This is a genomic window from Microvirga sp. 2MCAF35 (assembly GCF_052115545.1).
In the GTDB taxonomy this organism is placed as follows: Bacteria; Pseudomonadota; Alphaproteobacteria; order Rhizobiales; family Beijerinckiaceae; genus Microvirga.
The window spans coordinates 1-6886 of sequence record NZ_JBFRGW010000076.1; the positions used below are offsets into that span (position 1 = coordinate 1).

Annotated in this window: 7 protein-coding genes and 1 tRNA gene; 5 read left to right on the forward strand and 3 right to left on the reverse strand. The window is 61.5% G+C overall.

Annotation, left to right across the window (positions count from 1 at the left end; genetic code table 11):
* Positions 1-255: 255 nt before the first annotated feature.
* From AB4097_RS21195 to AB4097_RS21205, 3 genes are read left to right on the forward strand one after another with little or no spacing between them, the layout of a single operon-like run.
* Entirely contained in the window at positions 256-444 is a 189-nt protein-coding gene (locus AB4097_RS21195) for a CopG family transcriptional regulator (protein ID WP_442043231.1), read from the forward strand.
* The gene (locus AB4097_RS21200; protein WP_442043233.1) at positions 434-1039 is read left to right on the forward strand and encodes a hypothetical protein; all 606 of its coding nucleotides are present in this window, start codon (positions 434-436) and stop codon (positions 1037-1039) included. Before AB4097_RS21195 ends, AB4097_RS21200 begins: the two co-directional genes overlap by 11 nt.
* A 44-nt stretch (positions 1040-1083) precedes the next feature.
* A complete protein-coding gene (locus AB4097_RS21205) occupies positions 1084-1428 on the forward strand; it encodes a hypothetical protein (RefSeq protein ID WP_442043235.1) in 345 nt (114 codons plus the stop codon).
* Between the two features lie 241 nt (positions 1429-1669).
* Here the strand turns inward: AB4097_RS21205 and AB4097_RS21210 are convergent.
* Positions 1670-1745: transfer RNA gene (locus tag AB4097_RS21210), tRNA-Glu, on the reverse strand.
* A gap of 95 nt (positions 1746-1840) precedes the next feature.
* Between AB4097_RS21210 and AB4097_RS21215 the strand changes: the two genes are divergently transcribed.
* Entirely contained in the window at positions 1841-2839 is a 999-nt protein-coding gene (locus AB4097_RS21215; protein ID WP_442043237.1) for an RluA family pseudouridine synthase, read from the forward strand.
* A 186-nt stretch (positions 2840-3025) separates the two neighbouring features.
* A complete protein-coding gene (gene rpoH, locus AB4097_RS21220) occupies positions 3026-3916 on the forward strand; it encodes an RNA polymerase sigma factor RpoH (protein WP_442043239.1) in 891 nt (296 codons plus the stop codon).
* A 71-nt stretch (positions 3917-3987) separates the two neighbouring features.
* Here the strand turns inward: rpoH and AB4097_RS21225 are convergent, their stop codons facing one another.
* Together AB4097_RS21225 and AB4097_RS21230 are read right to left on the reverse strand one after the other, a co-directional pair.
* Positions 3988-5181, reverse strand: a complete 1194-nt coding sequence (locus AB4097_RS21225; RefSeq protein ID WP_442043241.1) for a histidine kinase — start codon at positions 5179-5181, stop codon at positions 3988-3990.
* A 34-nt stretch (positions 5182-5215) separates the two neighbouring features.
* On the reverse strand, positions 5216-6508 hold the full coding sequence (locus AB4097_RS21230; protein ID WP_442043243.1) for an adenylosuccinate synthase: 1293 nt from the start codon (positions 6506-6508) through the stop codon (positions 5216-5218).
* Between the last annotated feature and the right edge of the window lie 378 nt (positions 6509-6886).

Below are 6886 nucleotides of genomic sequence, written 5' to 3' on the forward strand. Positions count from 1 at the left end.
CATCGCTCGGCTACAAGCCACCCGCACCCGAGGTAGTGCTATGGCCGGCTGCGCAACCCAGACCAGCTCCGCAGGCCACACCCACCGTAGCCCCACGACCCATCATGCACTAACATTAACCCCGGACCACCTCGCGGGGGCTGGCCAACGCCCTATCGCGCAAATCTAGTTTGTCGGCACTTTCGGCAAGCTAGTTTCAAACACGCCTATAGGAAAGATTAACTGGAACATATCCGCACAACTCATAGGCAACAAATGAAACAAAACAAATTACAACGCATAACAATTACCATAGATCAAGAGACACTTGAGAAATTCAATCAATTATCTGATAACATTAAGCTCTCTAGAAGTGCCATTATCCGCACCTTAATCAATGACATCTATTTTAAGCTGACTGACCGCCAGAGTATCAGCCTGATTTTTTACTCTCATGAAGGCTGAAACATGTGATTGGCGATCCTACAGATCAAAGTACGAACTGGCTTTGGTGGATCATTTAGAGAGCAAGCTTCGTACAAACCTCGGCTACTCAGATAGTCAGTTCTTTTTTCTGACCCTCTCGCCGGATCGATCCGAGTCCTCGTTCCTGACGGATCACGACCGCCAGTATGCGACCCCACGAAGCTCCTTGGTCCACAGGCCGCGGATGAGCCGTTGCATCACGCTCTATGGGCGTTGGAACAAACTCTTTTTCAAGCGACCGTCAGCCATCATTGGCAATCATTTCCCGATGGTCCTCACAATTGACGATCCCATTGTGATGAGCGGCGGTGTCACTCATGACGGGTCAAACTGCCCCCATGCTCACATAGTAATGGCGATCCAAGCCAAGCACGTTGAGAAATGGCAGAGAATGCAATCAACGGGACTTCTACAAGCTGATACGGAGAGGCTTTTTCCGAGAGGCAATCTGGATGTGAAGACCATTCCAGAGGCCGATGTACCCAGAATCCTTTCGTACTCATTGAAGTACCACTTCCAGGTTTTGAGCAATGAGCATCTGTTCCATTTTTTCTATGAAACGCCTTCTGCTTAACGATCCATTTAAACAAATTTTCCTATTTAACAGCGAGTATTAAAATGACGAAAAAACTAAGTTTGGTTCGCATTGGCGTCTATTCTCCATTCAGGAATCGAAAAGAAGCTGAAGAAGCCATACGAGTGAGATTCTCTAAGCTTTGCAAAGCGGCAGAAGGGATCAAGGACGACAACCAAAGAGCCTCCTTGGTTCGCTCGATTAGAAATTTTTCTGAGCTTCTTCCTGAGTTGCAGGGCCGCGAATTAGTCACTGACGCCCTTAGGTTCATCGCCGTCTCCGAAGACGGGATTCAAATCAGCATCTATGGAATCGAAGATTACGAACCAAGCCAACTTTGGGAGCTTGTTGAAAGCATCGAGGATTATGAAACCGATTACCGTCAATAGGTGGGGGGTAGTATTGCAGCGACAGTGGCGGTTCCATCTGGGAGTTTCTGTCCCTACTTGCCCTGAATAAAACCCACATTCGCATGAGGCGCACCCACAAATGAGTGGCAAAATGCGTTTCAAGAGAACATTCCGGGGCAGCACTTTGTTGAGGAAGGAGAGCTTATCGAACCTGCGAACTGTCGCTAATCGCTGTCGCTATTGTCGATAAAACACCTGCTAAGCCTTTGAAATAAAAGCTTGGCGCTCCCTAGGGGACTCGAACCCCTGTTTTCGCCGTGAGAGGGCGACGTCCTAGACCGCTAGACGAAGGGAGCTAGCAAGGTGGAGGCCGCTCGTATAACCACCCTTCGGAATCCCTTCAAGTCCTTTTGCTGAAAAAAGCGAACGGCCCAGGTAAAATGAGGATGCGGTGAACGACGCGACACGCCAGGAATGGCTCTTGGAAGACGATGTGCCGGCCGAACGGCTGGACCGGGTATTGACGCGCCTCCAGGCCGATCTGTCGCGAAGCCGCCTGCAGGCGCTCATTCGCGACGGGCAGGTGGCCGTCGATGGCGTGCCGGCCCTCGATCCGAACAGAAAGGTCGGCGGCGGTGCCCGGATCGCCCTGACGGTGCCGCCACCCGTGCCGGCCGAGCCGGTCGGCGAGGCGATCGATCTTGCCATCGTCTATGAGGACGACGACGTGATCGTCATCGACAAACCGGCAGGCCTCGTCGTGCATCCGGCGGCGGGTCACGATTCCGGCACGCTGGTGAACGCCCTCATCGCCCATTGTGGGGAGAGCCTGTCGGGGATCGGCGGCGTGAAACGGCCTGGGATCGTTCACCGCCTCGACAAGGATACGTCGGGCCTCCTGGTGGTCGCCAAGAACGACCTCGCCCATCAGGCGCTCGCCGCGCAATTTGCCGATCATGGCCGGACCGGGCCTCTGGAGCGCGCTTATCTGGCGATCCTCTGGGGCGTGCCCGAGCGGCGCCGGGGAACCGTGGAGGCGGCGCTCGTCCGCAGCACGCACAACCGGGAAAAGATCGTCGTGGTGGGCGAGGACCGCGGTCGCTATGCCATAACTCATTACGAGGTCCTGGAGGGCCTTCCCCAGGCTCAGCCCATGGCCAGCCTGGTCCGGTGCGAACTGGAAACGGGACGCACCCATCAGATCCGGGTTCACATGGCCCATCTCGGCCATCCGCTCCTGGGCGACGCGACCTACGGCTCCGGCTTCAAGACCAAGGCGAACCGCCTTTCGGAGCCGCAGAAGGATGCGTTGAACGCCCTCGGCCGCCAGGCCCTTCACGCGGCGATCCTCGGCTTCGAACATCCGCGCAGCGGGGAATTCCGGCGTTTCGAAAGCTCCCTGCCCCAGGATATGGCCGGGCTTCTTCAGGCCTTGCGCGAGGAGATTTAGCGTCAATCGGTCGCAAAATCAGGTCGCGCTGGCACCCTTGCGAGTCTGGAGCGTTCACCACGTCTTGAAGCCTGACGCCTCTATTCGGACATGTTGAAACCGCTTATATAGGGGGCAGGGTGGCCGGCCATGGAGGGGGCTGCCCCAGGCTTGCCTCGTGGTGAGGGAGCCAAAGGAGGAGAAAAGATGGCTACAGCGCTTCCGGTGCTTGCCAATGAAGGGGGGCTTTCGCGCTATCTCGACGAGATCCGTCGCTTCCCCATGCTTGAGCCGCATGAGGAATACATGCTCGCCAAAAGCTGGCGCGAGCATGGAGATCGCGAAGCGGCCCATAAGCTCGTGACATCACATCTGCGCCTCGTCGCCAAGATCGCCATGGGCTATCGCGGCTACGGTCTGCCGATCGGCGAGGTCGTGTCGGAAGGCAATGTCGGCCTCATGCAGGCCGTCAAGCGCTTCGAGCCCGACAAGGGCTTCCGTCTCGCCACATATGCCATGTGGTGGATCAAGGCGGCCATTCAAGAGTACATTCTGCGGTCCTGGTCGCTCGTGAAGATGGGCACCACGGCGAACCAGAAGAAGCTGTTCTTCAACCTGCGCAAGGCGAAGGGCCGCATCTCGGCGTTCGAGGAAGGTGATCTTCGTCCCGAGCACGTGAAGCAGATCGCCACGCAGCTCGGCGTGACCGAGCAGGACGTGGTGGACATGAACCGCCGTCTCGGCGGCGACGCGTCCCTCAACGCGCCCTTGCGCGATGAGGGCGAAGGCGGCGGCGAATGGCAGGACTGGCTTGTCGACAACAGCCAGAGCCAGGAGCAGGTGCTCGTCGAGGAGGAGGAAGGCCAGAACCGTCTGTCCGCTCTGCGCTCGGCGCTCTCCGTGCTCAATCCGCGCGAGCGCCGCATCTTCGAGGCCCGCCGCCTTTCCGACGACCCGATCACCCTCGAGGAACTCTCCACCGAGTTCGGCGTGTCCCGCGAACGGGTCCGCCAGATCGAGGTTCGGGCCTTCGAGAAGATCCAGGAAGCGGTCAAGAAGAACCTGACCCAGATCGAGACCTCCTCGGCCGAGGCTTAATCTCGGCCGGCCCGAGGCCATTAAAAAAGCCGCGCTGGATGCGCGGCTTTTTTGTCGAAGAGTGCCCTGACTTATTGCCACTGATTGAAGGCATCGTTGAGGATCTGGGTGCCGGCGGCGCCCTTCTCGAAGCTCAGGATCGCCCGTTGGCCTGACGCCATCCGGACCGGCAGGTCGATCCAGTTGCGGCGCACGAACAGCTGCGTGTTGCGCGCCACGTCCACCTGCAGGTTCGAAAGGCCGATCAGGAACAGGTTCTCGCGCACCGGCACCGGCAGCCCGGCAACGGGCGTTCCGCGGGCGGCTTCCTCGTCCTTGAGCTGCAGCAATCCCACATCCCGGATCACGCGGTTGGCGTCGCCTGCGCGGGTGGTGAAGGTGAGTTCGACGGTATGCGAGGCGGGCAGCGTCGTGTCGAGGTTGCGCCTCAGCACCATGCGCATGGTCAGCCCGGCCTCAGGCACCTCGATCAGCGCGCTGACCGCCTTCTCGAGCGGTTGGCCCTGGCCGGGATTCACGTCCTCGAGGCGCCATGTGACGCGCCCGACCAGCGCCTTGGGGGCCTGCGGATTGGTCGGATCCTCCTCGTAGAAGACCGCGCGTTGCACCGCGCCCGCTTCCTGGCGGGGCGCCGTGGCGGGAGCGGTCGCGGGAGGAGCCTGACCGCCGACGCGCTCGTTGTTCTTGGCATCGGCGGGAGGAGCCGATGGCTGCGGCGCCGCGGCAACAGGAGTTTCGGGGGTGAGGTCCTCGGGCTTGTCGCGCCACAGGAACGCGAAGGCCGCGATGGCCGCGATCACGAGCGCCAGCACCGATCCGAAGATGATCGTCCTGGTCCGGCCCTTGCTCTGCATGGCCGGATGGGGGCGGCTGTCGATCTTGGGACGCGCCACCGCCGGCTCGGCGTAGCTCTCTTCGGTCGCTGTCTCGGCGGAGCCCTGGGGAGCGGGCGCACGCAGGCCATGGACCGAGCCTGTGGCTCGGGAATTCCCGGGAGCCGGCTGATCGTCGACCAGCATGTTGGAGAAGGCATCGGCATCGAAGCCGGCCGGAGGCGCGGCGTAATCCGCCTCGACGCGGGTGATGGCCTCGTCGAGGGATCGGCCCTCCTGCTGGATCTCCGCCTCGGAGAGAGGCGGATTGAGGGAGCGCAGCTGCCCGATCAGAGCCGTGCGGGCGCGCTCGTAGACGGCGCGCCGCTTGTCGGGGGTCTGCTCGGGCAAGCCTTCGACGGCTCGGGCGATGAGAGGGTAATAATCTGCCATTTCTCTTTGGGAATGACCCGCCGTGGCTCCGTCGTCAACCCTCAAAGGGGTTCTTCATGAGGATTGTGTCGTCACGCTCCGGCGAGGTGGAGAGCACGGCGACGGGCGCCCCGATCAGCTCCTCGATGCGGCGGACATATTTGATGGCCTGGGCCGGTAGGTCGGCCCAGGAGCGTGCCCCTGCGGTCGAACCGCTCCAGCCTTCGATCTCCTCGTAGATCGGCTCGACGCGCGCCTGAGCGCCCTGGCTGGCCGGGAAGTAATCGATCGTCTCGCCATCGAGCTTGTATCCGACGCCGATCTTGATCGTCTCGAAACCGTCGAGGATATCGAGCTTGGTGAGCGCGATGCCGTCGATGCCGGAGGTGCGGACCGTCTGACGTACGAGCGTCGCGTCGAACCAGCCGCAGCGGCGCTTGCGGCCCGTCACCACGCCGAACTCCTTGCCCTTCTGGCCGATCAGCTCGCCGATCTCGTCGAACAGCTCGGTCGGGAACGGCCCCTCGCCCACACGGGTCGTATAGGCCTTGGCGATGCCGAGCACGTAGCCGACGCTGCCAGGGCCGAGGCCCGAACCGGTCGCAGCCTGTCCGGCCACCGTGTTGGAGGAGGTGACGAAGGGGTAGGTGCCATGATCCACATCGAGCAGCGCACCTTGCGCGCCCTCGAACAGGATGCGCTTGCCGGCCCGGCGCTCGTCGTCGAGCAGGCGCCACACGGCATCCATATAGGGCAGCACCTTCGGAGCGACGGAGGCGAGCTCCTCGTAGATCGCGTCCGCGCCGAACTCGTCGAGGCCGAAGCCGCGGCGGAGCGCGTTGTGGTGGGTGAGAAGCCGCTCGATCTTTTCCCGCAGGGTCGAGAGGTCGGCGAGGTCCATCAGGCGGATGGCACGGCGGCCGACCTTGTCCTCGTAGGCCGGGCCGATGCCGCGCTTGGTGGTGCCGATCTTCGTGCCGGCGCTGCCGCTTTCGCGCAGCGCATCGAGCTCGCGGTGGATGGAGAGAATCAGTGTGGCGTTCTCGGCCACACGCAGGTTGTCGCGGGTGATCGAGACCCCCTGCTCCGTGAGGCGCTCGACCTCGCCCGCCAGGGCATGCGGATCGAGCACGACGCCGTTGCCGATCACCGAGAGCTTGCCCGGACGCACGACGCCGGAGGGCAGGAGCGAGAGTTTGTAGACGGTGCCGCCGATCACGAGGGTATGGCCGGCATTGTGCCCGCCCTGGAACCGCACGACCACGTCCGCCTGTTCGGACAACCAGTCGACGATCTTGCCCTTGCCCTCGTCGCCCCATTGGGCGCCCACGACAACCACGTTCGCCATCGTTCAAGCCTCACATAAAAAAACCCCGGCGCAAGGCCAGGGTTGGGTAAAAACCTTGCAAACCCTCATGGTGGATCGCGCGCCTCAGGTCAAGGCGGAATGAGCCTCGATCCCGCGATCATAGCGGCCCTGGACGGCGGGAATGTGTTTTCCCATACGGAACCATGAGGCCAGCACCTGTGGGCCCGCAGCTTGCGCTGCGAGCCTTTAGGGTTCGAGGGTGGCGCGACGGGCAGCCCGGCTCGCTTGAGTGAAAGATGGAAGAGCCGGGAGGCCGCTTCGCGCACGGTTCTTTTAGGCGTTTAAACTTGGACCAGCACAGGGCTGCCAAGGGCCTCCTGGCGCCGGCTGCGTGACCGGCGGGCAGGACCGTGCCTG